The organism is Klebsiella sp. BIGb0149 (assembly GCF_004362605.1).
Lineage (GTDB): Bacteria > Pseudomonadota > Gammaproteobacteria > Enterobacterales > Enterobacteriaceae > Klebsiella > Klebsiella terrigena.
This window is the reverse complement of record NZ_SNYG01000007.1, coordinates 98,914-123,225: the sequence shown is the minus strand read 5'-3', so window position 1 is coordinate 123,225 and position 24,312 is coordinate 98,914. Positions and strand designations below refer to the sequence as shown.

28 protein-coding genes are annotated in these 24,312 nt (G+C 57.8%); 20 read left to right on the top strand and 8 right to left on the bottom strand.

All coding sequences use genetic code 11. The features are described 5' to 3' along the window. Positions 1–39 precede the first annotated feature (39 nt). Positions 40–849, bottom strand: a complete 810-nt coding sequence (locus EDF75_RS21875; protein ID WP_045856682.1) for a DeoR family transcriptional regulator — start codon at positions 847–849, stop codon at positions 40–42. Between the two features lie 249 nt (positions 850–1,098). Between EDF75_RS21875 and kbaZ the strand changes: the two genes are divergently transcribed. The 12 genes from kbaZ (at position 1,099) to EDF75_RS21815 (ending at position 11,365) form a co-directional block, all read left to right on the top strand. Beyond that, positions 1,099–2,394, top strand: a complete 1,296-nt coding sequence (gene kbaZ, locus EDF75_RS21870) for a tagatose-bisphosphate aldolase subunit KbaZ (RefSeq protein WP_243733548.1) — start codon at positions 1,099–1,101, stop codon at positions 2,392–2,394. Positions 2,395–2,413: 19 nt separating this feature from the next. Next, the gene (gene agaV, locus EDF75_RS21865) at positions 2,414–2,887 is read left to right on the top strand and encodes a PTS N-acetylgalactosamine transporter subunit IIB (protein WP_095099794.1); all 474 of its coding nucleotides are present in this window, start codon (positions 2,414–2,416) and stop codon (positions 2,885–2,887) included. 10 nt (positions 2,888–2,897) lie between these two features. Then, positions 2,898–3,677 (top strand): PTS N-acetylgalactosamine transporter subunit IIC, encoded by a 780-nt coding sequence (gene agaW, locus EDF75_RS21860; RefSeq protein WP_041147363.1) that lies wholly within the window; start codon positions 2,898–2,900, stop codon positions 3,675–3,677. Beyond that, positions 3,667–4,545 (top strand): PTS N-acetylgalactosamine transporter subunit IID, encoded by an 879-nt coding sequence (gene agaE, locus EDF75_RS21855; protein ID WP_123708928.1) that lies wholly within the window; start codon positions 3,667–3,669, stop codon positions 4,543–4,545. The genes agaW and agaE overlap by 11 nt, the downstream gene beginning before the upstream one ends. Before the next feature lie 17 nt (positions 4,546–4,562). Beyond that, complete coding sequence (gene agaF, locus EDF75_RS21850; protein WP_133600855.1) at positions 4,563–4,997, top strand: PTS galactosamine/N-acetylgalactosamine transporter subunit IIA; 435 nt, start codon at positions 4,563–4,565, stop codon at positions 4,995–4,997. Continuing rightward, entirely contained in the window at positions 4,994–6,127 is a 1,134-nt protein-coding gene (gene nagA, locus EDF75_RS21845) for an N-acetylglucosamine-6-phosphate deacetylase (RefSeq protein WP_133600854.1), read from the top strand. The genes agaF and nagA overlap by 4 nt, the downstream gene beginning before the upstream one ends. 301 nt (positions 6,128–6,428) lie before the next feature. After that, positions 6,429–7,583, top strand: coding sequence for an SIS domain-containing protein (locus EDF75_RS21840; RefSeq protein ID WP_133600853.1), 1,155 nt, complete (start codon positions 6,429–6,431; stop codon positions 7,581–7,583). Positions 7,584–7,595: 12 nt separating this feature from the next. Beyond that, positions 7,596–8,474 (top strand): tagatose-bisphosphate aldolase subunit KbaY, encoded by an 879-nt coding sequence (gene kbaY, locus EDF75_RS21835; protein ID WP_133600852.1) that lies wholly within the window; start codon positions 7,596–7,598, stop codon positions 8,472–8,474. A 66-nt stretch (positions 8,475–8,540) separates the two neighbouring features. Then, the gene (gene agaB / locus EDF75_RS21830; protein WP_076946574.1) at positions 8,541–9,017 is read left to right on the top strand and encodes a PTS galactosamine transporter subunit IIB; all 477 of its coding nucleotides are present in this window, start codon (positions 8,541–8,543) and stop codon (positions 9,015–9,017) included. Positions 9,018–9,069: 52 nt separating this feature from the next. Next, entirely contained in the window at positions 9,070–9,873 is an 804-nt protein-coding gene (gene agaC / locus EDF75_RS21825; protein ID WP_045856660.1) for a PTS galactosamine transporter subunit IIC, read from the top strand. Beyond that, positions 9,863–10,654 (top strand): PTS galactosamine transporter subunit IID, encoded by a 792-nt coding sequence (gene agaD / locus EDF75_RS21820; RefSeq protein WP_095099821.1) that lies wholly within the window; start codon positions 9,863–9,865, stop codon positions 10,652–10,654. Before agaC ends, agaD begins: the two co-directional genes overlap by 11 nt. After that, the gene (locus EDF75_RS21815) at positions 10,655–11,365 is read left to right on the top strand and encodes a galactosamine-6-phosphate isomerase (protein WP_133600851.1); all 711 of its coding nucleotides are present in this window, start codon (positions 10,655–10,657) and stop codon (positions 11,363–11,365) included. A 50-nt stretch (positions 11,366–11,415) separates the two neighbouring features. On the opposite strand, the gene rsmI is transcribed toward EDF75_RS21815, so the two are convergent. Beyond that, positions 11,416–12,279, bottom strand: a complete 864-nt coding sequence (rsmI, locus tag EDF75_RS21810) for a 16S rRNA (cytidine(1402)-2'-O)-methyltransferase (protein ID WP_045856650.1) — start codon at positions 12,277–12,279, stop codon at positions 11,416–11,418. A 63-nt stretch (positions 12,280–12,342) separates the two neighbouring features. Here rsmI and EDF75_RS21805 point away from each other — a divergent pair, with 63 nt between their 5' ends. From EDF75_RS21805 to dolP, 4 genes are read left to right on the top strand one after another with little or no spacing between them, the layout of a single operon-like run. Next, a complete protein-coding gene (locus tag EDF75_RS21805) occupies positions 12,343–14,478 on the top strand; it encodes a penicillin-binding protein activator (RefSeq protein ID WP_133600850.1) in 2,136 nt (711 codons plus the stop codon). Further along, positions 14,436–14,822: a YraN family protein gene (locus EDF75_RS21800; RefSeq protein WP_128877092.1), complete on the top strand. Its 387-nt coding sequence runs from the start codon at positions 14,436–14,438 to the stop codon at positions 14,820–14,822. Before EDF75_RS21805 ends, EDF75_RS21800 begins: the two co-directional genes overlap by 43 nt. Before the next feature lie 23 nt (positions 14,823–14,845). Next, positions 14,846–15,436, top strand: a complete 591-nt coding sequence (diaA, locus tag EDF75_RS21795; RefSeq protein ID WP_041147373.1) for a DnaA initiator-associating protein DiaA — start codon at positions 14,846–14,848, stop codon at positions 15,434–15,436. Positions 15,437–15,445: 9 nt separating this feature from the next. Beyond that, positions 15,446–16,021 (top strand): division/outer membrane stress-associated lipid-binding lipoprotein, encoded by a 576-nt coding sequence (dolP, locus tag EDF75_RS21790; protein ID WP_041147374.1) that lies wholly within the window; start codon positions 15,446–15,448, stop codon positions 16,019–16,021. Positions 16,022–16,070: 49 nt separating this feature from the next. Here the strand turns inward: dolP and EDF75_RS21785 are convergent, their stop codons facing one another. From EDF75_RS21785 to EDF75_RS21775, 3 genes are all read right to left on the bottom strand, one after another. Further along, positions 16,071–17,111: a permease gene (locus tag EDF75_RS21785; protein WP_133600849.1), complete on the bottom strand. Its 1,041-nt coding sequence runs from the start codon at positions 17,109–17,111 to the stop codon at positions 16,071–16,073. A gap of 46 nt (positions 17,112–17,157) precedes the next feature. Further along, positions 17,158–17,802 (bottom strand): NAD(P)H-binding protein, encoded by a 645-nt coding sequence (locus tag EDF75_RS21780; protein WP_133600848.1) that lies wholly within the window; start codon positions 17,800–17,802, stop codon positions 17,158–17,160. Between the two features lie 91 nt (positions 17,803–17,893). Continuing rightward, entirely contained in the window at positions 17,894–18,331 is a 438-nt protein-coding gene (locus EDF75_RS21775) for a YhbP family protein (RefSeq protein ID WP_133600847.1), read from the bottom strand. 55 nt (positions 18,332–18,386) lie between these two features. On the opposite strand from EDF75_RS21775, the gene EDF75_RS21770 reads away from it, so the two are divergent. Then, positions 18,387–18,671 carry a GIY-YIG nuclease family protein gene (locus EDF75_RS21770; protein WP_133600846.1) on the top strand — a complete coding sequence of 95 codons (285 nt, stop codon included), beginning with the start codon at positions 18,387–18,389 and terminating at the stop codon, positions 18,669–18,671. On the opposite strand, the gene EDF75_RS21765 is transcribed toward EDF75_RS21770, so the two are convergent. Together EDF75_RS21765 and ubiT are read right to left on the bottom strand one after the other, a co-directional pair. Continuing rightward, positions 18,658–19,161, bottom strand: coding sequence for a GNAT family N-acetyltransferase (locus EDF75_RS21765; protein ID WP_045856636.1), 504 nt, complete (start codon positions 19,159–19,161; stop codon positions 18,658–18,660). The genes EDF75_RS21770 and EDF75_RS21765 overlap by 14 nt on opposite strands. Then, positions 19,155–19,679, bottom strand: a complete 525-nt coding sequence (gene ubiT, locus EDF75_RS21760; RefSeq protein WP_041147380.1) for a ubiquinone anaerobic biosynthesis accessory factor UbiT — start codon at positions 19,677–19,679, stop codon at positions 19,155–19,157. The genes EDF75_RS21765 and ubiT overlap by 7 nt, the downstream gene beginning before the upstream one ends. 221 nt (positions 19,680–19,900) lie before the next feature. Here ubiT and ubiU point away from each other — a divergent pair, with 221 nt between their 5' ends. From ubiU to EDF75_RS21745, 3 genes are all read left to right on the top strand, one after another. Continuing rightward, positions 19,901–20,896: a ubiquinone anaerobic biosynthesis protein UbiU gene (gene ubiU / locus EDF75_RS21755; protein ID WP_041147381.1), complete on the top strand. Its 996-nt coding sequence runs from the start codon at positions 19,901–19,903 to the stop codon at positions 20,894–20,896. An 8-nt stretch (positions 20,897–20,904) separates the two neighbouring features. Continuing rightward, on the top strand, positions 20,905–21,783 hold the full coding sequence (locus tag EDF75_RS21750; protein ID WP_133600845.1) for a U32 family peptidase: 879 nt from the start codon (positions 20,905–20,907) through the stop codon (positions 21,781–21,783). Between the two features lie 143 nt (positions 21,784–21,926). After that, a complete protein-coding gene (locus tag EDF75_RS21745) occupies positions 21,927–22,934 on the top strand; it encodes a luciferase-like monooxygenase (RefSeq protein ID WP_133600844.1) in 1,008 nt (335 codons plus the stop codon). A 51-nt stretch (positions 22,935–22,985) separates the two neighbouring features. Here the strand turns inward: EDF75_RS21745 and mtr are convergent, their stop codons facing one another. After that, on the bottom strand, positions 22,986–24,230 hold the full coding sequence (mtr, locus tag EDF75_RS21740) for a tryptophan permease (protein ID WP_041147384.1): 1,245 nt from the start codon (positions 24,228–24,230) through the stop codon (positions 22,986–22,988). Positions 24,231–24,312: the final 82 nt, after the last annotated feature.

The following is a 24,312-nucleotide window of genomic DNA, read 5'->3' as shown; positions in this document are numbered from 1 at the left end:
AGCCCTCTCTGCTTCAGGAGAGGGCTGCAGAATGACGCTTCAGGCATTCACTAAAATAACATCTATTCCATGCTTACGTAGCGCTTCCAGGCTTTCTGCAGGGATGCCTTCATCGACGATAATCATATCAATACGCTGAGTATCAATGATTTTATGCAGGCTGGAACGGTTGAACTTGCTGGAGTCCGTCACGACAATAATACGCTCCGCCACTTCACACATCCGGCGATTGAGCCTGGCTTCATCCTCATTATGCGTGCTGACACCACGTTCCAGATCGATAGCATCCACGCCGAGAAACAGCATATCGAAGTGGTAATTCTGTAAAGACTGCTCGGCCTGGTCGCCATAAAACGACTGCGACTGGCGGCGCAGATGGCCCCCGGTCATCAGCAGCTCTACTCCTTCCGCCTCCAGTAACGCATTGCCGACGTTCATGCCGTTAGTCATCACAATCACATCAGCATGCTGGCGCATCAGGCGAGCTATTTCATACGTGGTGGTGCCTGAGTCAAGGATGACGCGGTGGCCCGGCTGAATCAGCTTAACGGCCGCTTTGGCAATATTGTGCTTTACCGCGGTATTCAGCGAGCTTTTATCCTCAACAGAAGGTTCCACGCCCGGCGTACTGCTATCGCAAATCAGAGCCCCGCCGTAGGCACGAACCGCAATGCCCTGCTTTTCCAGAAACGCCAGATCGTTGCGGATCGTAACCGTGGAGACACCAAACAAAAGGGAAAGATCGTTAACCTGCACGCTTCCCTGCTGCCGCAACCGCTGAATAATTTGCTCTCGCCTTTCGCTGGTCCCGGCGAGGCGCTTCTCTATGGAAGAATCGGTGCCACTCATAAGCATTCCCTAAACTAATCTTTCATTTCATTTCGATTTGCCTATTAACACCTTTCTTTTAGCGGAATGCAAGCCCCGCAACGCGGTTAAGGGGGAGATACCTTGACGCTGAAACCTTTCATTATGTTTCTTTTGTGAAACAGATCGGAAAACTATTATCTTTCGTTTTATTTTTACAGCACCATGACGCAGTATTAAATGAAACAAAACGAAAGATTAATGTCATTACCATCCGAAATGGAGAGGAAAGTGAAACATCTTACAGAAATGGTGGCACAGCATAAACGAGGGAGCACAAGCGGGATTTATGCCGTCTGTTCCGCGCATCCACTGGTACTCGAAGCGGCCATTCGTTACGCCCGGGCCCAGCAGGCTCCGCTGCTGATCGAAGCCACCTCCAATCAGGTGGATCAGTTCGGTGGCTATACCGGCATGACGCCCACTGACTTCCGCGGCTTCGTCTGCCAGCTTGCCAGTTCGCTCGATTTTCCCCAGTCGCAGCTGATCCTCGGCGGCGATCATCTCGGCCCTAACCGCTGGCAAAACCAGCCCGCCGCGCAGGCGATGGCCAATGCCGACGATCTCATTAAAAGCTACGTCGCCGCCGGCTTTAAGAAGATCCATCTCGATTGCAGCATGTCCTGCGAGGGCGATCCGCTGCCGTTAACCGATGAGATCGTCGCCGATCGCGCCGCCAGACTGGCAAAGATTGCAGAAGAGACCTGTCGTGAGCACTTTGGCGAATCCGACCTTGTCTACGCGATCGGTACCGAAGTGCCCGTCCCAGGCGGCGCCCATGAAACGCTTACCGAACTGCAGGTCACCACGCCTGATGCGGCGCGCACGACGCTGGAAGCGCATCGCCATGCCTTTGCAAAGCAGGGGCTGAGCCATATCTGGCCGCGCATTATCGGCCTGGTGGTTCAGCCCGGCGTCGAATTCGATCATATCAACGTTATCGACTATCAGCCGCAGGAAGCCGTCGCGCTGAGCGCAATGGTGGAAGCTTATGACACCCTGATATTTGAAGCCCACTCCACGGACTATCAGACGCCGCAGGCGCTTCGTCAGCTGGTGAAAGATCACTTTGCCATTCTCAAAGTCGGCCCGGCGCTCACCTTCGCCCTGCGCGAAGCGCTGTTCTCGCTGGCGGCGATAGAGGAAGAACTCCTGCCCGCGAAAGCGTGCTCCGGCCTGCGTCACGTGCTGGAAAACGTCATGCTCGATCGCCCGGAATATTGGCAAAACCACTATCACGGTGACGGCAATGCGCGGCGCCTGGCGCGCGGCTACAGCTACTCCGACCGCGTCCGCTACTACTGGCCGGACAGCCAGATCGATGAGGCCTTTGCACGCCTGGTGCGCAATCTTGCCGACTGGCCGATTCCGCTGCCGCTCATCAGCCAGTATATGCCGTTGCAGTACATCAAAGTTCGCGAGGGCGATCTCAAGGCAACACCGCGGGAGCTCATCATCGACCATATTCAGGACATACTGCAGCAGTACCACGCTGCCTGTCAGGGCGTTACGTCCCATAACGCATAACAACGAAGAGGAAAACGCGATGCCAAACATTGTCTTAAGTCGTATTGATGAACGTTTGATCCACGGCCAGGTGGGCGTCCAGTGGGTTGGATTTGCGGGAGCGAACCTGGTGCTGGTGGCCAACGATGAGGTTGCTGAAGATTCGGTACAGCAAAATCTGATGGAGATGGTGCTGGCGGAGGGGATCGCCGTCCGCTTCTGGTCGCTGCAAAAAGTGATTGAAAATATCCACCGCGCGGCCGACAGGCAAAAAATTCTGCTGGTCTGTAAAACACCGGCTGACTTCCTCAGGCTGGTGGAGGGCGGGGTTCCCGTCACGCGGATCAACGTAGGAAATATGCACTACGCCAATGGCAAACAGCATATTGCCAAAACGGTTTCTGTAGACGCGAACGATATTGCCGCGTTTAACGGCCTCAAGGCCGCCGGGGTGGAATGCTTCGTTCAGGGCGTTCCAACAGAACCCGCTTTGGATCTCTTTAAACTACTCTGAGGGATTCATAATGGAAATCAGTCTGTTGCAGGCTTTTGCATTAGGTATTCTTGCCTTTATTGCCGGCCTGGATATGTTCAACGGGTTAACCCATATGCACCGTCCGGTGGTCCTCGGCCCGCTGGTGGGCCTGATTTTGGGCGATCTGCATACCGGTATTTTAACCGGCGGCACGCTGGAGCTGGTCTGGATGGGGCTGGCCCCGCTGGCGGGTGCCCAGCCGCCAAACGTGATTATCGGTACTATCGTCGGTACCACCTTTGCCATTACCACCGGCGTGAAGCCTGATGTCGCCGTCGGCGTCGCCGTCCCCTTCGCCGTCGCGGTACAGATGGGAATCACCTTCCTGTTCTCGGTAATGTCCGGCGTGATGTCCCGCTGCGACCGCATGGCGGCAAACGCCGATACCAGGGGTATTGAGCGGGTGAACTATCTGGCCCTGCTGGCGTTAGGGACCTTCTATTTTCTCTGCGCCTTCCTGCCTATCTTTTTCGGGGCGGAACATGCGAAAACCGCCATTGATGTGCTACCGGAGCGCCTGATTGACGGCCTCGGCGTGGCGGGCGGCATCATGCCGGCTATCGGCTTCGCCGTGCTGCTGAAAATCATGATGAAAAACGTCTATATCCCCTACTTTATCATCGGCTTTGTGGCCGCAGCGTGGCTGAAGCTACCGGTACTGGCGATTGCCGCCGCGGCGCTGGCTATGGCGCTCATTGACCTGCTGCGCAAATCTCCAGAACCGGCTGCGCCGGCGGCACAGAAAGAGGAATTCGAAGATGGCATCTAATCAAACCACTCTGCCAGGCGTCTCCACATCCGAAGGGACGCTGCTTTCCGGCGTGAATGAAAACGTCTACGAAGACCAGACCCTCGGTGCGGAGCTGACGAAAAAAGATATTAACCGCGTCGCCTGGCGCTCCATGCTTCTGCAGGCCTCGTTCAACTACGAACGTATGCAGGCGTCCGGCTGGCTGTATGGCCTGCTGCCGGCGCTGAAAAAGATCCACACCAACGAGCGCGACCTGGCACGTGCCATGAAAGGCCATATGGGCTTCTTCAACACCCACCCGTTCCTGGTGACCTTTGTCATCGGCATTATCCTCGCGATGGAGCGCTCCAAGCAGGACGTCAACAGCATTCAGAGCACCAAAATCGCCGTCGGTGCCCCGCTCGGCGGGATTGGCGATGCGATGTTCTGGCTGACGCTGCTGCCGATTTGCGGCGGCATTGGTGCCAGCCTTGCGCTGCAGGGTTCTATTCTCGGCGCGGTGGTGTTTATTGTGCTGTTTAACGTGGTGCATCTCGGATTGCGCTTTGGCCTGGCACACTACGCTTATCGTATGGGCGTGGCGGCGATACCGTTAATTAAAGCCAATACCAAAAAGGTCGGGCATGCGGCGTCAATCGTCGGGATGACGGTGATCGGCGCGCTGGTGGCAACCTATGTTCGCCTCAGCACCACCCTGGAAATTACCGCGGGTGATGCGGTGGTGAAACTGCAAACGGATGTTATCGATAAGCTGATGCCGGCGTTTCTACCGCTGGTTTATACCCTGGCCATGTTCTGGCTGGTGCGTCGCGGCTGGAGCCCGCTGCGCCTCATCGCGCTCACCGTCGTCCTGGGCGTTGTGGGTAAATTCTGCCACTTCCTGTAAATACAAAGAGGTATGCAATGTTAGGTATTATTTTGACGGGTCATGGCGGTTTTGCCAGCGGTATGGCAATGGCGATGAAACAGATACTGGGCGAGCAGTCGCAGTTTATCGCTATCGATTTTCCAGAGACTTCAACCACCGCACTGCTCACCTCGCAGCTGGAGCAGGCGGTAGGCCAGCTGGGCGCTGAAGATGATATCGTTTTTCTGACTGACCTTCTGGGCGGTACGCCATTTCGCGTGGCCTCAACGCTGGCGATGCAAAAACCAGGGAGTGAAGTGATTACCGGCACCAATCTGCAGCTGCTGCTGGAAATGGTCCTGGAACGCGAGGGCCTGAACGGTGAGGCGTTTCGTCTGCAGGCGCTGGAGTGCGGGCACCGCGGATTAACCAGCCTGGTCGACGAGCTCGCGCGCTGCCGCGAAGACAAACCGATAGAGGAAGGGATATGACGCAGATTCTGCGCGCCAGACGACTGCTAACCGAGCAGGGCTGGCTTGCCGATCATCAGCTGCGTATTGAAGCAGGGGTCATCACCGCAGTCGAGCCTGTCCCCGCCGGCGTAACCGCTCGCGACGCCGATCTCCTTTGCCCGGCTTACATCGATATTCACGTTCACGGCGGCGCGGGTATTGATGTGATGGACGAGGCGCCGGACGCGCTCGACCGGCTGGCAATACATAAAATGCGCGAGGGGGTCGGTGCCTGGCTGCCGACTACCGTCACCGCGCCGCTGCCGGCCATCCACGGCGCGCTGGAACGCATCGCCCGGCGCGTACTTTCCGGTGGTCCCGGCGCGCTGGTGCTGGGCAGCTACCTGGAAGGGCCCTACTTCACCCCGCAGAATAAAGGCGCCCATCCGCCTGAGCTGTTCCGCGAGCTGGATGTCGCCGAGCTGGATACGCTCATTGCCCGCTCGCGGCAAACGCTGCGGGTGGTGGCGCTGGCGCCGGAGAAGCCGGGGGCAATAGCGGCAATTCATCATCTTAAACGGCATAGCGTGCGGGTGATGCTGGGCCATAGCGCCGCCACCTATGAACAAACCTGCGCCGCATTCGCTGCCGGAGCCGACGGGCTGGTGCACTGCTACAACGGGATGAGCGGATTACATCACCGTGAGCCGGGCATGGTCGGCGCCGGGTTAACTACGCCGCAGGCTTGGCTGGAGCTGATTGCCGACGGGCATCATGTTCATCCCGCCGCCATGCGTCTGTGCTCCTGCTGCGCCGGGCAGCGCATGGTCCTGATAACAGATGCGATGCAGGCAGCCGGTATGCCCGATGGCCGCTATTCGCTCTGCGGCGAAGCGGTGGAAATGCGCGGCGGTATCGTACGAACGGCCTCCGGTAGCCTGGCAGGCAGTACGCTCTCGCTTGATGCGGCCGTTCGCAACATGGTCGAACTGGCGGGAGCTGCGCCGGAAGAGGCCATTCATATGGCTTCGCTGCACCCCGCTCGCCTGCTGGGTATTGACGATCGGCTGGGATCGTTACGCACGGGAAAATGCGCGAACGTTATTGCGCTAAACGACGGGCTACACCTTCAGCAAATCTGGATTCAGGGCCAGGCTCTCCCCCTTTAGCCCTTTCATTATGCGTCATATTGGCCTTCGCCCTCGTCGCGCAAGGCCTTTCTTTTTCTTTCTAAAAGAACGTAATCCCGTACGATTATTTAATTAAAAACAATTATTAATCATATAGATATATGTATTCATTGTTTACCGATCACAGTTTTCGTTTTATTTCTTGTTTCTTTGATTGAAGTTTCGATTTCTTTCATATAGATTTTATCTAGCTGATTACATGAATAAGTGAAACGAAACGAAAGATAGCGACAATTTTGCCAGCGTCTGATGTGGAATTCACACGACTAAGGACTGTGTTATGCCTGAAACCTATACCGCTACCTCCGCCGCGACCGGCACCTGGACAGAAACCGAAATCCGCCAACAGCCCACCTGCTGGATCCGCTCGCTCACCAACATCGACAATCTCCGTTCGGCGATCGACGACTTTCTTGCGCCATTGCTGCGTAAAGACGACCTGCGGATCGTTCTGACGGGAGCAGGAACCTCCGCCTTTATCGGCGAGATCGTTGCGCCCTGGCTGGCGCGCCATACCGGAAAAAACATCAGCGCGGTGCCAACGACCGACCTGGTCACCAATCCGATGGACTACCTCAACGCCGAACACCCGCTGCTGCTGGTCTCCTTCGCCCGCTCTGGCAATAGCCCGGAGAGCGTTGCCGCCGTAGAGCTGGCCAATCAGTTCGTCCCGGACTGTTACCACCTGTCGATTACCTGTAATGAATCCGGCAGCCTGTATCAAAACGCGGTAAACAGCGACAACGCCTTTGCGCTACTGATGCCGGCGGAAACGCACGACCGCGGCTTTGCAATGACCAGCAGTATTACCACCATGATGGCGAGCTGCCTTGCGGTGTTCGCGCCCGAGGCGATCGGCAGCAGAACCTTCCGCGACGTGGCGGATCGCTGTCAGACGATCCTCACGTCGCTCGGCGAATTTAATAACGGCGTATTTGGCAATGAGCCGTGGCGACGGATCGTCTATCTCGGCAGCGGCGGATTACAGGGCGCGGCGCGCGAATCTGCCCTCAAGGTCCTCGAGCTGACCGCCGGTAAGCTGGCGGCGTTCTATGACTCCCCAACCGGCTTTCGTCACGGGCCGAAATCGCTGGTGGATAACGAAACGCTGGTGGTGGTATTTGTCTCCAGCCATCCCTACACGCGCCAGTACGATCTCGACCTGCTGGCCGAGCTGCGTCGCGATAAACAGGCAATGCGCGTGGTGGCAATTAGCGACGAATCAAATGCCGTTATCGCAGCGGGTCCGCACATTCTGCTGCCGCCTTCCCGCACGTTTATCGACGTCGAGCTGGCTTTCTGTTTCCTGATGTATGCCCAGGTATTCGCCCTCACGCAGTCCATCAGCGTTGGTAATACTCCGGACACCCCATCCGCCAGCGGAACGGTTAACCGCGTGGTACAGGGCGTTGTTATTCATCCATGGCAGGCGTAAGAGGATCGCATCATGAGCATTATTTCAACTAAATATCTCCTTCTGGATGCCCAGGCAAAAGGCTATGCGGTGCCGGCATTTAACATTCATAACGCCGAGACGATCCAGGCGATCCTCGAAGTCTGCAGCGCCATGCGATCGCCGGTGATCCTCGCCGGCACGCCGGGCACCTTTAAGCATATCGCGCTGGAGGAGATCTACGCCCTGTGCAGCGCCTACGCCACCACCTACGACATGCCGCTGGCGCTGCATCTCGATCACCATGAATCGCTGGACGATATCCGCCGCAAGGTTAACGCCGGCGTGCGTAGCGCCATGATCGACGGCAGCCACTTCCCCTTCGATGAGAACGTCAAGCTGGTGAAATCAGTCGTCGAATTCTGCCACCAGCATGATTGCAGCGTAGAGGCCGAACTCGGTCGCCTGGGCGGCATGGAAGATGACATGAGCGTGGACGCAGAAAGCGCGTTTCTGACCGACCCGCAGGAAGCAAAACGCTTTGTCGAGCTGACCGGCGTTGACAGCCTGGCGGTGGCTATCGGCACCGCTCACGGACTTTATACCAAAACGCCAAAAATTGATTTTCACCGTCTGGGGGAGATTCGCGACGTGGTTGATGTGCCCCTGGTCCTGCACGGCGCGAGCGATGTCCCTGACGAGTACGTGCGTCGCGCCATTGAGCTCGGGGTCTGCAAAGTCAATGTGGCAACCGAGCTGAAAATTGCGTTTTCCGGCGCCGTAAAACAGTGGTTCGGTGAACATCCTGATGGCAATGACCCACGCTATTACATGCGTGTCGGTATGGATGCCATGAAAGAAGTGGTAAAAAGCAAAATCAACGTCTGCGGTTCAGCGAATAAATTAGCGATCTGTTCGCCATCCGTTTCGTAAATTAAACATAATTATATTATTTCAACAACGCGTAACTCACAGCCTATATCGGCAGGAATTACTAATATGAGTACTCCAAATATTTTATTAACCCGGATTGATAACCGCCTGGTACATGGCCAGGTTGGCGTCACGTGGACATCAACCATTGGCGCTAACTTACTGATTGTCGTCGATGATGAAGTCGCAAATGACGATATACAGCAAAAGCTGATGGGCATTACCGCTGATACCTATGGCTTCGGCATCCGTTTTTTCTCAATCGAGAAAACAATCGCGATCATTGCGAAGGCGGCCCCTCATCAGAAGATCTTTCTAATCTGCCGCACTCCGGCCATCGTCAGAAAGCTGATCGAAGGCGGCCTGTCGTTGAAAGACGTCAACGTAGGAAATATGCATTTCTCTGAGGGGAAAAAACAGATCAGCAGCAAGGTATATGTCGATGATAGTGATTTAGACGACCTGCGATTTATCAAGCGCAGCGGTATTAATCTATTTATTCAGGATGTTCCTGGTGATGCGAAAGAGGGCATTCCTGATTAATTGCAGTGTCTCGATATTCTAATAGCGAAAGTCACCATTACGAGGCAACAAAATGCACGAAATTACACTCCTTCAGGGAATATCCCTGGCCGCGTTAGTTTTTGTTCTTGGGATAGATTTTTGGCTGGAAGCGCTGTTCCTTTTTCGTCCGATTATCGTCTGTACTCTTACCGGTGCGATTCTTGGCGACATCCATATCGGGTTGATCACCGGCGGTCTCACCGAGCTGGCTTTTGCCGGCCTGACGCCTGCCGGAGGCGTGCAGCCGCCAAACCCCATTATGGCAGGCGTAATGACGACCGTCATCGCCTGGACAACCGGGGTGGATGCGAAAACCGCAATTGGTTTAGGGCTGCCGTTTAGTCTGCTGATGCAGTACGTCATTCTGTTTTTCTACTCGGCATTTTCACTCTTTATGTCAAAGGCCGATAAGTGCGCGAAGGAGGCGAATACGGCGGCGTTTTCCCGTCTTAACTGGACGACAACGCTCATTGTCGCCTGTTCCTATGCGGCTATCGCCTTTCTCTGCACCTATCTTGCGCAGGGCGCGATGCAGGCGCTGGTAAAAGCCATGCCGGCCTGGCTGACGCACGGTTTTGAAGTCGCTGGCGGCATACTGCCTGCGGTCGGTTTTGGCCTCCTGCTGCGCGTTATGTTCAAGGCGCAGTACATTCCTTACCTCATCGCCGGCTTCCTGTTCGTATGCTATATCCAGGTCAGTAACCTGCTGCCGGTCGCGGTATTAGGCGCCGGGTTTGCGGTCTATGAATTCTTTAATGCCAAAGCTAAAAATGCCGCGCAGGCGCAGGCAGCAACCCAGAAAAACGATGCAGAGGATTACAGCAATGGGATCTGAAATCAGTAAAAAAGACATTACTCGCCTGGGGTTTCGTTCCTCTCTGCTTCAGGCCAGCTTCAACTATGAGCGTATGCAGGCCGGTGGGTTTACGTGGGCAATGCTGCCGATCCTGAAGAAGATCTACAAAGGCGACAAAGAAGGCCTCAGCGCCGCCATGAAGGATCATCTGGAGTTCATTAACACGCACCCTAACCTGGTCGGCTTCCTGATGGGTCTGCTGATTTCAATGGAAGAGAAAGGTGAAGACCGCAGCACGATAAAAGGGCTGAAAGTCGCGCTTTTTGGTCCTATCGCCGGCATCGGCGACGCCATATTCTGGTTCACCCTGTTGCCGATTATGGCCGGGATCTGCTCCTCCTTCGCCAGCCAGGGCAACCTGCTGGGGCCTATTTTGTTCTTCGCGGTCTATCTTGCCATCTTCTTCCTGCGCGTGGGCTGGACGCATGTCGGCTATTCTGTGGGGATAAAAGCGATAGATAAAGTGCGGGAAAACTCGCAGATGATCGCCCGCTCGGCGACGATACTTGGGATCACGGTCATTGGCGGTCTGATTGCGTCCTACGTGCATATTAACGTCGTCACCACCTTTGCCATCGACGCCACGCATAACGTTGCGCTGCAGCAGGACTTTTTCGACAAGGTGTTCCCAAACATCTTACCGATGGGCTACACCCTGCTGATGTATTACCTGCTGCGCGTGAAAAAGGCGCATCCGGTATTGCTGATTGCCGTCACCTTTGTGCTGGCGATTCTGGGCTCCGCGCTGGGGATTTTGTAAATGAGCAGGATAGCTTTTCAGGAGCTGAGCGATTACCGTGCGCTGAGCGAGGAGGTCAGCGAGCGATTGCTGGCGCTCATTCAGCGTAAGCCCGACGCGGTAATTTGTCTGGCGACGGGCGCTACGCCGCTGCTGGCCTATCAAATGTTTGTTGAAAAGGTGCAGGCACAAAAAACGGATACCAGTCAGGTTACCTTCGTGAAGCTCGATGAATGGGTTGGGCTATCGGCCGATAGCCCGGCAACCTGCGAAGCGTTTTTGCAGCAGCAAATTATTCTGCCGCTCGCCGTCACGCCCGATCGCTATATTTCGTTTGCTTCCGATAAGGCTGACGAACGGGAATGCCAGCGGGTTGTTGAACAGATTGCGCGGTGTGGCGGTTTAGACCTTTGCCTGTTGGGGATAGGTAAGAACGGTCATTTAGGACTTAACGAACCGGACGACTTCCTGGAACCCGCCTGCCATATTACCTATCTCGATGAGCGCACCCGCCTGCACGATATGCTGAAACAGGCATCAGCTCCCGTCGAGCAGGGGGTAACCTTGGGTCTTAGGGATATTCTGGCGGCAAAAGAGGTATTACTGCTGGTAGCCGGTGAGGGAAAACAGCAGGCGTTCGCCGCGTTCAGAGAAGGAAAAGTATCAACCCGCGTTCCGGCATCGTTCCTGTGGCTACACCCGCAGGCAACCTGTTTGTACTGCGCAATGTAAGGCCAGCCGGGCGGCGCCACGCCTGCCCGGCTTATCGAGTACAGAGCAAACTACTCGCCCTGCTGCTCCAGCGCGTGCTTATACAGCGCGTTTTTCTTCACACCGTGAATTTCAGCGGCCAGCGCGGCGGCTTTTTTCAGCGGCAGCTCCGCCTGCAGCAGGGCCAACGTCCGCAGCGCGTCCGCAGGCAGGGCCTCTTCCTGAGCCTTGAACCCTTCGACGATCAGCACCATTTCGCCCTTACGGCGGTTCTCATCTTCCTTCACCCACGCCACCAGCTCGCCGATCGGCGCGCCGTGGATAGATTCCCAGGTTTTCGTCAGCTCGCGCGCCAGCACCACGTAGCGGGACTCTCCCAGCACTGTGCAGATATCTTCCAGGCTTTCCAGCAGGCGGTGAGTGGACTCATAAAAAATAATCGTCCGCGGCTCTTCTTCCAGCGCCCTCAGCGTATCGCGGCGTCCCTTCGATTTTGCCGGCAGAAAGCCTTCATAGCAGAAGCGGTCCGACGGCAGGCCCGCCGCGCTCAGTGCGGCAATCGCCGCGCACGGCCCCGGCAGCGGCACGACGCGGATATTGGCCTCGCGGCAGGTGCGCACCAGATGATAGCCGGGATCGTTGATCAGCGGGGTCCCCGCATCAGAGACCAGGGCGATGTTTTGCCCGTCCTTCAGCTTTGCCAGAAGTGTTTCAGCTTTTTGCTGCTCGTTATGGTCGTGAAGGGCAAATAACCGGGCGTTAATCCCAAAGTGCTGGAGCAGTAAACCGGTATGGCGGGTATCTTCTGCAGCAATTAAATCAACGGCTTGCAACACCTCCAGCGCACGCTGCGTGATATCAGACAGATTACCTATCGGCGTGGGCACGATATAGAGCTGCCCCTGAGAATTATCTGCTGATTCGTGTTGTTTCATTGTCTCGTCCGTATTGCCGAATTAATATTGAGCATTGAGCCAAAAAAATATCACTGGATACATATGGTACCGTCAACATTTCTTCGTTCTAAACCCGCGCGTTGTCTGCCCGTACTGCTGGCTGCTCTGATCTTCGCTGGCTGCGGCACCCATACCCCGGATCAAAGCACGGCGTTTTTACAGGGTACGGCACAGGCAAACTCCAGTTACTACCTGCAGCAAATGCAGCAAAGCGCGAATGATAGCAAGACCAACTGGCAATTACTCGCCATTCGTGCACTGCTGCAGGAGGGCAAAAAGCAGCAGGCCATCGATCTGTTCAACCAGCTGCCGGCTAACCTCAACAAAACGCAGGCCCGCGAGCAGTCGCTGCTGGCGGTAGAAGTGAAGCTGGCCCAGAACAATTTCCCGGGCGCTCAGGCGCTGCTCAGCAAGCTCGATCCGGCAAGCTTTGAGACCAACCAGCAGCCCCGCTACTGGCAGGCGCAAATCGATGCCAGCCAGGGACGCCCGTCAATTACCCTGCTGCGCGCGCTTATCGCCCAGCAGCCGCTGCTAAGCCAGCCGAAACAGCAGCAGAAGAATATCGACGAGACCTGGAAAGCGCTGACCTCGATGACCCAGGATCAGGCCAACGCGCTGGTTATCAATGCCGACGAGAACGTCCTGCAGGGCTGGCTGGATCTGCAGCGTATGTGGTTTGATAATCGTAACGATCCGACCCTGCTCAAAGCCGGAGTGAAAGACTGGCAGACCCGCTATCCGCAGAACCCAGGCGCGAAGATGCTGCCGACGGCGCTGGTGAACATGCAAAATTATAAGCCGGCATCAACCAATAAAATCGCCCTGCTGCTGCCGTTAAACGGCCAGGCGGCGGTATTTGGCCGCACGATACAGCAGGGATTTGAGGCGGCGAAAAACGGCGCTCCGGCGGTTGCCGGAAGCGCGGTGCCTGCGCAGGTCGCGCAGGCGGCAAACGCCGCCGGGGGCGAGGTAGTCAGCCCGTCGCAGGCGGAAATCAGCGATCTCACCGCGGCAAACGCCGCGCAGGCGCCGGTACAGACGCCGGCAGCGGACCAGGCGACGCCGCCGGCAGCAGAGCCGGTCACTGCGCCAACCGCCGCTCCGGCGGCCGCACAGAGCGCGACGCCAGCGGTAACGCCAGCCGCCACCAGCGATGCGCCTGCCGATGCCGCTCAGCCGCCGGTGACGGCGCCGCAGGCCCAGACGGTTGCCTCAACCCCGGCTAACCCTGCTGCCGAACTGAAAATCTATGACACCACCAGCCAGCCGATGAGCCAGCTGCTGGCCCAGGTGCAGCAGGACGGCGCGACCATCGTCGTCGGGCCGTTGCTTAAAAACAACGTCGAAGAGGTCATTAAAAGCAACACCTCCCTGAACGTCCTCGCGCTGAACCAGCCGGAAAAAGTCGAGAACCGCGCCAATATCTGCTATTTCGCCCTCTCCCCGGAGGACGAAGCGCGCGATGCGGCACGCCATATTCACGATCAGGGCAAGCAGACTCCGCTGCTGCTGGTTCCGCGCGGAGCGCTGGGCGATCGCGTGGTCAGCGCCTTTGCCAACGAGTGGCTTAAGATTGGCGGCGGCACGGTTTTACAGCAGCGTATTGGCTCAACCTCCGAGCTGAAGTCCAGCGTCAACGGCGGTATCTCGTTGACCGGTAGCCCGGTGTCCACCCTGCCTTCCGCTCAGGATAGCGCGCTGGGTAGCCCGAGCGACGTGCCGGTCAGCAGCGGCGGCAGCGTCGATGCCGCCTGGATCCTCGCGACGCCGGAACAAATTGGCTACATCAAACCGATGATTGCCCTGCGCAACGGCAGCCAAAGCAACGTGACCCTGTACGCCAGCTCTCGCAGCGCTCAGGGCACCGCCGGCCCGGACTTCCGCCTGGAAATGGACGGCCTGCAGTACAGCGAAATCCCAATGCTCGCCGGCAGCAACCCGGCGCTGATGCAGCAGGCGCTGTCCGCCGTGCGTAACGACTACTCGCTGGCTCGCCTGTACGCGATGGGCGCCGACGCCTGGTCACTGGCCAACCATTTCTCGCAAATACGTCAGGTGCCGGGATTTGAGCTGAACGGTAACACCGGCGATTTGACGGCCACGCAGGACTGCGTGATCAACAGGAAACTGTCATGGCTCAAGTACCAGCGCGGACAGATCGTCTCAGCCAACTAGCCAAACGAACCGGCGACGCCTGGGAAGCCCAGGCCCGCCGTTGGCTGGAAAGCCAGGGACTGCGTTTTATCGCCGCCAACGCCCGCGAGCGGGGCGGCGAGATTGACCTGATAATGCGCGACGGGGCGGTTACCGTCTTTGTCGAAGTGCGCTATCGTCGTAGCGCAGGCTACGGCGATGCCGCCTCCAGCGTCACGCTGAAAAAGCAACAACGACTCCTCCATGCCGCGCGTCTGTGGCTCTCCCGACATAATGGGAGCTTTGATACTGTGGATTGCCGTTTCGATGTGGTAGCCTTCACCGGAAACGACATCCAATGGCTGAAAAACGCCTTTGGCGAATAGCGTAAACGAATTTAAGGGATCCCGTGCTCGATAGAATTAAAGCCTGCTTCACTGAAAGCATTCAAACCCAAATTGCAGCAGCGGAAGCACTCCCGGACGCCATCTCCCGCGCGGCGATGACCCTCGTGCAGTCACTCCTCAACGGCAACAAAATCCTCTGTTGTGGCAATGGCACCTCTGCCGCCAACGCACAGCATTTTGCTGCCAGCATGATCAATCGTTTCGAAACGGAGCGCCCTGGTTTACCTGCCATTGCACTAAATACCGATAATGTGGTCTTAACGGCAATAGCCAACGATCGCCTGCATGACGAGGTTTACGCCAAGCAGGTGCGCGCGCTTGGGCACGCTGGTGATGTACTGCTGGCGATCTCCACCCGCGGCAATAGTCGGGATATCGTGAAAGCCGTCGAAGCGGCCGTCACTCGCGATATGACCATCGTTGCGTTAACCGGCTATGACGGCGGCGAGCTGGCCGGCCTGCTGGGTCAGCAGGACGTCGAGATTCGCATTCCCTCGCATCGCAGCGCGCGTATTCAGGAAATGCATATGCTTACCGTCAACTGTCTGTGCGATTTGATTGATAACACGCTTTTTCCACACCAGGACGAATAAGGAGAACACATGAAGGCTCTCTCGCCCCTCGCCATCCTTCTTTCTGCGCTACTGCTTCAGGGATGCGTTGCCGCAGCAGTCGTCGGAACGGCAGCAGTCGGCACCAAGGCCGCAACGGACCCGCGTACGGTCGGCACACAGGTCGATGACAGTACGCTTGAGCTACGCGTCAACAGCGCGTTGTCGAAAGATGAACAAATTAAGAAGCAGGCCCGCATTAACGTCACCGCCTATCAGGGCAAAGTCCTGCTGACCGGTCAATCTCCGGTGGCCGATCTCTCCGCGCGCGCGAAGCAAATTGCGATGGGCGTCGAAGGAACCACGGAAGTCTTTAACGAAGTGCGTCAGGGTCAGCCGATCGGACTCGGCACCGCCTCTTCGGATACCTGGATTACCACCAAGGTTCGCTCCCAGCTGCTGGGCACTGACCAGGTGAAATCATCGAACGTGAAGGTGACCACCGAGAACGGAGAAGTGTTCCTGATGGGGCTGGTAACCGACCGCGAAGGTCGCGCTGCGGCGGACATCGCCAGCCGGGTCAGCGGCGTTTCTCGCGTCACAACCGCGTTTACCTACCTCAAGTAAACACCGCATCCCGGGCGACACCCCCTCAGCGTTGTCGCCCGGAAAATCATCACAGTAACGCCAGCCCGCCCACAATCGCGCCGCACAGCGCCACCAGCCCGCCGGTCAGCCAAAGGGCCTTCGCCGGAAACGCCTTATGCAGCATAATCAGCGACGGTACGCTGACCGCAGGCAGAGTGATCAGCAGAGCCAGCGCCGGCGCAACGCCCATTCCCGCCAGCATCATGGTCTGAACGATAGGGATCTCCGCCGCCGTCGGGATAACGAACAGGCAGCCGGCTATCGCCATCGCCAGGACCCAGAACAGGGTGTTACCGATCGCGCCGTCGGCGTGCGGGAACAGCCAGACGCGCGCGGCGCCCAGCGCCAGCACCGCCAGAATATAGACCGGGATCGTGTTCCAGAACAGCGTCCACAGCGCCCGCAGCCAGCGGCTAAAGAAACCGCCCTCGGCAATTTGCGGGGAAACGTCGGGCACCGCCGCCGGCTGAGTCGCGGCCTCTTTCACCCATTTTTGTACCAGCGTCGCCACCACCAGCACGGTCGCGAGACCGGCCACCAGGCGAATCAAGGCAAACTGCCAGCCGAGCACAAATCCCATAAACACCAGCGTCGCCGGGTTCAGCAGAGGATTACCCATCCAGAACGCCAGCGCGCCGCCCATCGACACCTGCTGTTTACGCATGCCTGCCGCCACCGGCGCGGCGCAGCAGGTGCACATCATGCCGGGCAGCGAGAAAATCGCCCCCAGCAGCGTACCGCGAAAACGCGATTGCCCCAGCGTGCGCAGCAGCCAGTTGCGCGGGATCAGCACCTGAATCAGCGAGCCCAGCAGCACGCCCAGCACCGCCGCTTTCCAGACCGCCAGGAAGTAGACCAGCGCGTAATCCCACGCGGCTTTTAGCGGGTTGCTATCGGCCTGGACGAGAATAGATTTTCCAATGCTGTGCGTTTCTGCGGCGGTGAAGGCCTTACCGTAATAGGGCTGCCATTTAACGAACCACAGGCCAACGATGACGACGAGAAAAAAGAGCGCGGGCTTCCACCATTGAAAAGATGATGCCGCCTGAGATGAAGACTGACCAGTCATAGCATTCCCCAGCAAGAAATGTGGTTATACAGCGAAGCGCTGAATACTACGCCTCGCTGGCGGCGATTTCACGCAGTTTTGCCGATGGCAGAACGGTGACGCCTTCCTGAGCGGGCGCGAGCGCTTCGCTGAGCATCGCCTGTGCGACGTCGCGGGCGTCGATAGACTTCCAGTTCCCCGGCAGCAGGCGGAACAGCGGCGCCAGCAGCGCTTCATTGGCGCGCCTGTTGTCCCGCTCGCCCAGCAGCATAGAGGGGCGAAGGATGGTCAGATTGCGCCACGCCTGAGCGCGCAGCGCCTGCTCCATTTCCCCTTTGACGCGATTGTAGAAAAACAGCGAATGCGGGTCGGCGCCCATGGCGCTGACGACCAGCATATGCTTTGCCCCCAGCCGCAGCCCGGTCAGCGCCGTATCCACCACCAACGTATAGTCAGCATGGATAAAGGCCGCTTTGCTCCCCGCCTCGCGTCGCGTGGTGCCCAGGCAGCAAAAGACGGTGTCTATCGGATCAACGACCTGCGCCAGCGCATCGCTCAGCTGAGGGTCATGGGGATTGAATACGCCCTGCGTATCCGCCAGCGGGCGGCGAGTGGGCGCGGCTATCGCCGAAACGGTCGGCTCGCGCACCAGCATTCGAAGTAAGTGCCCACCAACTAAACCGGTCGCGCCTGTTATCAGCACCTGGCTCATGATCTCTCCTGAGGTTCCGCCGCGACGGGCGGCGGATAGCTTGAGAAAAAGTATGCAAGAAAAGGGAGGAATTGCACGTCTACCGGGGGAATTACTCTCTCGCAGCCTCGCGCTGCCAGTACAGCTTCTTGCCGAAGCCGAGGGTATTGTCGGTAAACTTGAGCTCGTCGGGGCGGATTTCCCATACCGCTGCCGGCAGCGCGCGGGCAACCGGGAAGCGCCTCACGTAGCGCTGGCGCATCTCTGCCTCCTCTTCTCCATGAAGCCGGCGAATCTCGCCTTTAAACTGAACTCCGCGGATCAGCGCCACGGTTTTCGGCTGACCGTTTACCGTCCCGGCAACCTTAGCGCGCTCGCCGGTCATTTGACCGTGGCGAGTTTTCTCGTCGCTAAGGAGATAAAATGCCACGTTTTCAGGATCATAAATATAGAAAGCGTTGGCACACCAGAGCTCACCCTCGCTGGCGACACACCAGGTGACGACGTGCTGTTTGCCCAGCCAGCGGCCAATCGCGGCAAGCGTATCCATCTTTTTTCTCCAGTATGCTATGGTGCACACACCTTAACATACCGACCTTTGGACCGTGCGCTGGTTTCTCTATCTGATTCGTACCGCCGATAATCGCCTCTATACCGGGATTACCACCGATGTCTCTCGCCGCTTTTGTCAGCATCAGGAGGGCAAAGGGGCGAAAGCTTTACGCGGGAAAGGCGCGCTGCAGCTGGCCTTTAGTCAGGAAGTTGGTGAACACTCACTAGCGCTGAGACTGGAGTATCGCATCAAGCAGCTAACGAAGCGCCAGAAGGAGCGCCTCGTTGCCGGAGATGGTACGTTTGAAGCCCTGCTGGAGAGCCTTAGAAGCGGTTGAAGTGGTCGCTGTACTCGACCAGTCCGTGGACCCCTTGCAGCGCGTCATCGGCCAGAGGACGTACCTGAAATGCCTCAGAGGTGTCCGGCCAGCGGCAGCGCAGATCGAAACGCGCGGCCGGTTCAAAGCCCAGGCGGCCGTACAGCGCCGGCTCGCCGAGGGTAACGACCGCGGCGTAGCTAAATTCATTCAGCGAATCCAGCCCTTCATAGACCAGCTGGCGGCCAATCCCCTGACCGCGGTAGCTTTCATCTACCGCCAGCGGCGCCATGCCAACCCACTGCAGCTCTTCGCCTTCAACGGAGACCGGACTGAAGGCAACATAGCCAACCACCTGACCTTCATCGTCCGTTGCCACCACGCCTAGCGTGATCAGGCCATCTTCCCGTAAATCGTGCACCAGCTGCGCTTCGGCATCGCCGCCGAAGGTTCGGCGCAGCAACGCGTCGATTCCCGGTGCATCAATTCCAATTTCAACTCGAATCAGCATGCCTCACCTACCGATGTCTGTTCAGGTTTCCGCGGGCTGCTTAGGCCAGCTTCAACAAAATCCGCCAGTTGCAGCAGCATTATGCGCAGCGCTTTCGGCATCTGCTCCAGCTCAATGGCATCCATCAGGTTTTTTACGTACAGCCCCAGCTCGGTATCGCCTTCGATAACCAGCCGACGCTGGAAGAACAGCGTATCCGGATCCTGCTTACGCGCCGCGATCATCAGCAGATCGCTGGCATCAGCGCTAAAGCTGACGTCCGCTTCTGCCGTCGGGCTAACCACCAGCCGACCCTCGCTCACTGAGGTATACCACAGCAGGCCAATATCGCGCACATTAATACTTAACCAGCGGCCTTCGAGAAAATCCAGTTCTCCATCCGCCAGCGCCTGACGAAACTGCCAGCTGAGCACCTGCTCCAGCACCTGGCGCTTGAGGGCAAAAGGCGCCAGCTTAACCGGCACGCTCATCAAAGACGGGCCAAAGTGGACCAGCCGGGAACGCAATTTATCCAACACAAGCTTTACTCCATGAAAGCGACAGTTCCGCTATTGTGCCATATCAAATAAACAACATAGCGGCGTAAATCAACAAAATCACCATGACGGGTACCTATTATTGGCGCCACCAATACGCTTTTAACTGCCTCAAATCAAAAATTGTCACCAGAAGGTTAACTAAAATCCCTGCTCGTTAACCATTCAGCGTCGCCGACAGGCCGCGTTTTTCAGGAAAAATTATGGAGCTGCTCTGCCCAGCCGGTAACCTCCCGGCGCTTAAGGCGGCCATCGAAAACGGTGCCGATGCCGTGTATATCGGGCTGAAAGATGACACCAACGCCCGCCACTTTGCCGGTCTTAATTTCACCGAAAAGAAGCTGCAGGAAGCCGTCAGCTTCGTCCATCAGCATCGCCGCAAGCTGCATATTGCGATCAACACCTTCGCCCACCCGGACGGTTACGCCCGCTGGCAGCGCGCGGTGGATATGGCCGCCCAACTGGGGGCCGATGCCCTGATCCTCGCCGATATCGCCATGCTGGAATATGCCGCCGAGCGCTATCCGCATATTGAGCGTCACGTTTCGGTTCAGGCGTCTGCGACCAACGAAGAAGCGGTGCGCTTCTATCACCGCAATTTCGACGTCGCCCGCGTGGTGCTGCCGCGCGTGCTCTCCATCCATCAGGTCAAACAGCTGGCGCGCGCCACCCCTGTTCCGCTGGAGGTCTTCGCCTTCGGCAGCCTGTGCATTATGGCGGAAGGCCGCTGCTATCTCTCCTCATACCTGACCGGCGAGTCGCCGAATACCGTCGGCGCCTGTTCGCCCGCGCGCTTTGTTCGCTGGCAGCAGACTCCGCAGGGCCTGGAGTCGCGCCTTAATGAAGTCCTGATTGACCGCTATCAGGACGGCGAGAACGCCGGCTACCCCACCCTGTGCAAAGGCCGCTACCTGGTCGACGGCGAGCGCTATCACGCGCTGGAAGAACCCACCAGCCTGAATACTCTTGAGCTGCTGCCGGAGCTGATGGCGGCGAATATTGCCTCGGTGAAAATTGAGGGCCGCCAGCGTAGCCCGGCCTACGTCACCCAGGTAGCGAAGGTCTGGCGTCAGGCAATCGATCGCTGCAAGGCCTCCCCGCAGGATTTTGTCCCACAATCCGCATGGATGGAGACTCTCGGCGCAATGTCCGAGGGGACGCAAACCACCCTTGGCGCATATCACCGTAAATGGCAGTGAGAAACGTGATGAAATATTCATTAGGGCCGGTGCTGTATTACTGGCCAAAAGAGACGCTGGAAGATTTTTATCAGCAGGCGGCAGGCTGTAGCGCCGACACGATTTATCTCGGGGAAGCGGTATGCAGCAAGCGCCGCGCGACCAAAGTCGGCGACTGGATCGATATGGCAAGAATGCTGGCGAGCAGCGGCAAGCAGGTGGTCCTCTCGACCCTCGCCCTGGTGCAGGCCTCCTCTGAACTGGGGGAGCTGAAACGCTACGTCGACAACGGTGAGTTTTTGATTGAGGCCAGCGATCTGGGGGTCGTCAATATGTGCGCTGAACGCAAGCTGCCGTTCGTCGCCGGCCATGCGCTCAACTGCTATAACGCCGTGACCCTGCGCCTGCTGCTCAGGCAGGGAATGGTGCGCTGGTGTATGCCGGTCGAGCTTTCCCGCGACTGGCTAATGAACCTGCTGACGCAGTGTGAAGAGCTGGGGATCCGCGAGCGGTTCGAGGTTGAAGTCCTGAGCTATGGCCACCTGCCGCTGGCCTACTCCGCGCGCTGCTTTACCGCCCGCTCGGAAGACAAACCGAAGGATGAGTGCGAAACCTGCTGCATCAAGTACCCCAACGGCCGCGACGTGCTGTCGCAGGAAAACCAGCAGGTCTTTGTGCTCAACGGCATTCAGACCATGAGCGGATACGTCTATAACCTCGGCAACGAGCTGGCGTCGATGCGCGGCCTGGTCGATATGGTTCGCCTGTCGCCGCTGGATAACAACGTCTTTGCCACGCTCGATGCCTTCCGGGCAAACGAAAACGGCGCCTCGCCGCTGCCGCTCACTGCCAACAGCGAGTGCAATGGCTACTGGAAACGGCTGGCCGGGCTGGAGCTACAGAGCTGATAAACCGCTCACTTTGTTAATAGCTATCGTCACTTTTTAATGCACTATTGAAGCCGCAGCTTTTCTGGCCGGCGCGCCCCGGATGCGCCAGGCTGGAAGAAGACCTTCAATCTGATGACTATGCTGTAGCAAAGTGAGCCTTTATGACTGACAAATCTATTCCGTTCTCGGTGCTCGATCTGGCACCGATCCCGCAAGGTTCTTCGGCGAAAGAAGCCTTCTCCCATTCGTTAGACCTGGCGCAGCTGGCTGAAAAACGCGGCTATCACCGCTACTGGCTGGCGGAGCACCACAATATGGTCGGTATTGCCAGCGCCGCGACGTCGGTGCTTATCGGCTATCTGGCGGCCAACACCCGCACTCTGCACCTCGGTTCCGGCGGCGTGATGCTGCCCAACCACTCGTCGCTGGTGATTGCCGAGCAGTTTGGCACGCTGAATACCCTCTATCCTGGCCGCATCGACCTCGGTCTTGGCCGCGCCCCGGGTAGCGATCAGCCCACCATGCGCGCGCTGCGCCGCCACATGAGCGGTGACGTCGATAACTTCCCGCGCGATGTTGCGGAGCTGGTTGACTGGTTCGATGCCCGTGACCCGAATCCGCACGTGCGCCCGGTGCCCGGCTACGGGGAGCAGATCCCGGTATGGCTGCTTGGATCCAGCCTCTACAGCGCCCAGCTGGCGGCGCAGCTCGGCCTGCCGTTTGCCTTCGCTTCGCACTTTGCACCAGACATGCTGTTCCAGGCCCTGCACCTGTACCGCACGCATTTCAAACCCTCGGCGCGGCTGGAGAAACCGTATGCGATGGTGTGCATCAATATTGTTGCCGCCGACAGTAACCGCGATGCGGAGTTCCTGTTTACCTCAATGCAGCAGGCTTTCGCTAAGCTACGCCGGGGGGAAACCGGCCAGCTGCCGCCGCCGGTGGAGAATATGCATCAGCTGTGGTCTGCCTCCGAGCAATACGGCGTACAGCAGGCGTTGAGCATGTCTCTGGTCGGGGATAAGGCGAAGGTCCGTCACGGTCTGGAGTCGATATTGCGCGAAACTCAGGCCGATGAGCTGATGGTTAACGGCCAGATTTTCGATCATCAGGCGCGCCTGCACTCGTTTGAGCTGGCAATGCAGGTGAAAGAGGAGCTGTTGGGTTAACGTCCGCCCCGCTTCCCGACCGCGCGTAATGCCGGCCGGGAAGCGAAGTCGTTATTGATAAACCGGCAGAACGTTAAAGCTCGATAAGAAGTGGACGATAACGTTGCCGACGCCGAATAGCAGAATCAGCGCAATCATCGGCTTTCCGCCCCAAACGCGGAATTGTGGGCTACCGAAGCGCTTACGCGATGCGCGAGCCAGCAGAGCCGGGACGATTGCCGCCCAGATGGTTGCCGCCAGTCCCGCATAGCCGATGGCATACAGGAAGCCGTTCGGCCACAGCAGGCCACCGATAACCGGCGGTACGAAGGTCAGGAGCGCGGTCTTAAAGCGCCCCAGCGCGGAGTCATCGAAACCGAACAGGTCTGCCAGATAATCAAACAGCCCCAGCGTCACGCCGAGGAACGAGCTGGCTACCGCAAAGTTTGAGAACACCACCAGCAGCAGATCCAGGCTGCGGCTGTTCAGCACGCCGCTCAGCGCCTGCACCAGGACATCAATGTTGCCGCCCTTCTGCGCGATGCCGACAAACTCCGCGCGCGGGATATTGCCCATCGTCACCAGCAGCCAGATAACGTACAGCCCCAGCGCCAGCAGCGTGCCGTAAACCAGGCAGCGCGTAATGGTGCGCGGATCTTTACCGTAGTACTTCATCAGGCTGGGGACGTTGCCGTGATAGCCGAAGGATGCCAGGCAAAACGGCAGCGTCATCAGCAGGTACGGCATATAGGATGCGTTTTGCTCGGCAACGTTGAACAACGTCGTCGGCTGTACGTGTCCCAGCAGGCTGCCGAAGGTCAGGAAAAACGTAATGACCTTTGCTCCCAGCACAATCGCCGTCATGCGGCTTACCGCCCTGGTGCTCAGCCACACGACAAACGCCACCAGCAGGGCAAAGCCCAATCCTGCCGCCCGCGCCGGAACGTTGAGCGACATCTCGGAAAAGGTATGGTGCAATATTGAGCCGCTGGCCGAGATGTAGGCGTAGGTGAGGATATAGAGCACGAAGGCAATCGACACGCCGTTAATCAGGTTCCAGCCTCTGCCGAGCAGATCTTTGGTGATGGTATCGAAGCTGGAGCCAATGCGGTAATTCAGGTTGGCTTCCAGAATCATCAGCCCGGAATGCAGCATGCAGAACCAGGTGAAAACCAGAGCCGCCAGCGACCAGAAGAACCACGCGCCGGACATGACCACCGGCAGCGAGAACATGCCCGCGCCAATAATGGTTCCGCCGATAATCACCACGCCGCCAATTAAGGACGGGCGCGATGCCGTAGTGGTTAGTGTCGCCATTTAGCCTAATCTCCAGTCAATAATACTTTGCTCATCGTTAGCGTGCAGCACTGTACCAGTACACGAGTACAATTGAAATAAA

Bases quoted from the DNA above. Each gene is read 5' to 3' on its own strand.
- EDF75_RS21875 (WP_045856682.1), bottom strand. From the start codon at position 849: ATGAGTGGCACCGATTCTTCCATAGAGAAGCGCCTCGCCGGGACCAGC.
- agaV (WP_095099794.1), top strand. From the start codon at position 2,414: ATGCCAAACATTGTCTTAAGTCGTATTGATGAACGTTTGATCCACGGC.
- agaW (WP_041147363.1), top strand. From the start codon at position 2,898: ATGGAAATCAGTCTGTTGCAGGCTTTTGCATTAGGTATTCTTGCCTTT.
- agaE (WP_123708928.1), top strand. From the start codon at position 3,667: ATGGCATCTAATCAAACCACTCTGCCAGGCGTCTCCACATCCGAAGGG.
- agaF (WP_133600855.1), top strand. From the start codon at position 4,563: ATGTTAGGTATTATTTTGACGGGTCATGGCGGTTTTGCCAGCGGTATG.
- nagA (WP_133600854.1), top strand. From the start codon at position 4,994: ATGACGCAGATTCTGCGCGCCAGACGACTGCTAACCGAGCAGGGCTGG.
- EDF75_RS21840 (WP_133600853.1), top strand. From the start codon at position 6,429: ATGCCTGAAACCTATACCGCTACCTCCGCCGCGACCGGCACCTGGACA.
- kbaY (WP_133600852.1), top strand. From the start codon at position 7,596: ATGAGCATTATTTCAACTAAATATCTCCTTCTGGATGCCCAGGCAAAA.
- agaB (WP_076946574.1), top strand. From the start codon at position 8,541: ATGAGTACTCCAAATATTTTATTAACCCGGATTGATAACCGCCTGGTA.
- agaC (WP_045856660.1), top strand. From the start codon at position 9,070: ATGCACGAAATTACACTCCTTCAGGGAATATCCCTGGCCGCGTTAGTT.
- agaD (WP_095099821.1), top strand. From the start codon at position 9,863: ATGGGATCTGAAATCAGTAAAAAAGACATTACTCGCCTGGGGTTTCGT.
- EDF75_RS21815 (WP_133600851.1), top strand. From the start codon at position 10,655: ATGAGCAGGATAGCTTTTCAGGAGCTGAGCGATTACCGTGCGCTGAGC.
- rsmI (WP_045856650.1), bottom strand. From the start codon at position 12,279: ATGAAACAACACGAATCAGCAGATAATTCTCAGGGGCAGCTCTATATC.
- EDF75_RS21805 (WP_133600850.1), top strand. From the start codon at position 12,343: ATGGTACCGTCAACATTTCTTCGTTCTAAACCCGCGCGTTGTCTGCCC.
- EDF75_RS21800 (WP_128877092.1), top strand. From the start codon at position 14,436: ATGGCTCAAGTACCAGCGCGGACAGATCGTCTCAGCCAACTAGCCAAA.
- dolP (WP_041147374.1), top strand. From the start codon at position 15,446: ATGAAGGCTCTCTCGCCCCTCGCCATCCTTCTTTCTGCGCTACTGCTT.
- EDF75_RS21785 (WP_133600849.1), bottom strand. From the start codon at position 17,111: ATGACTGGTCAGTCTTCATCTCAGGCGGCATCATCTTTTCAATGGTGG.
- EDF75_RS21780 (WP_133600848.1), bottom strand. From the start codon at position 17,802: ATGAGCCAGGTGCTGATAACAGGCGCGACCGGTTTAGTTGGTGGGCAC.
- EDF75_RS21775 (WP_133600847.1), bottom strand. From the start codon at position 18,331: ATGGATACGCTTGCCGCGATTGGCCGCTGGCTGGGCAAACAGCACGTC.
- EDF75_RS21765 (WP_045856636.1), bottom strand. From the start codon at position 19,161: ATGCTGATTCGAGTTGAAATTGGAATTGATGCACCGGGAATCGACGCG.
- ubiU (WP_041147381.1), top strand. From the start codon at position 19,901: ATGGAGCTGCTCTGCCCAGCCGGTAACCTCCCGGCGCTTAAGGCGGCC.
- EDF75_RS21750 (WP_133600845.1), top strand. From the start codon at position 20,905: ATGAAATATTCATTAGGGCCGGTGCTGTATTACTGGCCAAAAGAGACG.
- EDF75_RS21745 (WP_133600844.1), top strand. From the start codon at position 21,927: ATGACTGACAAATCTATTCCGTTCTCGGTGCTCGATCTGGCACCGATC.
- mtr (WP_041147384.1), bottom strand. From the start codon at position 24,230: ATGGCGACACTAACCACTACGGCATCGCGCCCGTCCTTAATTGGCGGC.